This is a genomic window from Rhodococcus sp. EPR-157, assembly GCF_001647195.1.
Taxonomy (GTDB): domain Bacteria; phylum Actinomycetota; class Actinomycetes; order Mycobacteriales; family Mycobacteriaceae; genus Rhodococcoides.
Map to the genome: position 1 here is coordinate 1 of NZ_LVCV01000627.1, position 720 is coordinate 720.

Annotated in this window: 1 protein-coding gene; it reads left to right on the forward strand. The window is 61.4% G+C overall.

What is annotated here, in order from left to right:
* Positions 1–66: 66 nt before the first annotated feature.
* Positions 67–720: IS701 family transposase (locus tag A2J03_RS26775; protein WP_156520607.1), on the forward strand; the 654-nt coding region annotated here is incomplete at its 3' end.

Here is a 720-nt window from a genome sequence, read left to right on the forward strand (position 1 = left end):
TAGTAGTACTTTGTTAGGTCGGCGTGTCGGCTCGAGTTTTCCGTCGATTCTCGAGACCATTCGTGGATGGATACGTCAGAACTCGACGAGGTCGATGAATTGATCGATTCGTATGTCGGTGAAGTGTTCTCATCCCTGACCCGCAAAGACCGAGTGGCCACTGCCGGGGTGTATGTCCGCGGGTTGATGCTCGACGGTCGACGCAAGTCGATGCAACCGATGGCTGAGCGACTGAACGTCGATCATCAGCGGCTACAACAGTTCGTCACCAGCTCCCCATGGAATGTCACCCCGGTACGAAAGATCCTCTCCCGCAAAGCCTGCGAAGTGATCGACCCGCAGGTGTGGGTGATCGACGACACCGGATTCGCCAAGGACGGGCCCGCCTCACCGTGCGTAGCACGCCAGTACTCGGGCACCCTCGGCAAAGTCGGCAACTGCCAGGTCGCGGTCAGTGTTCATGCCGCCACAGACGCCGCGTCCGCCCCGTTGGACTGGCGCCTGTACGTGCCCACGAGTTGGGACGAGACCCTCTCCGAAGATCCTGAGGTCAACGCCGCGATCACCGCCCGCCGCGCCCGCAGCGGTATTCCTGATACCGAACATCACCGCCGCAAATGGGAAATGGCGATCGAGATGATCGACGAACTCCGCGAGTGGGGCCGACCTGCACGGCCCGTCGTCGCAGATGCCGGCTACGGCGACGCCACCGAGTTCAGA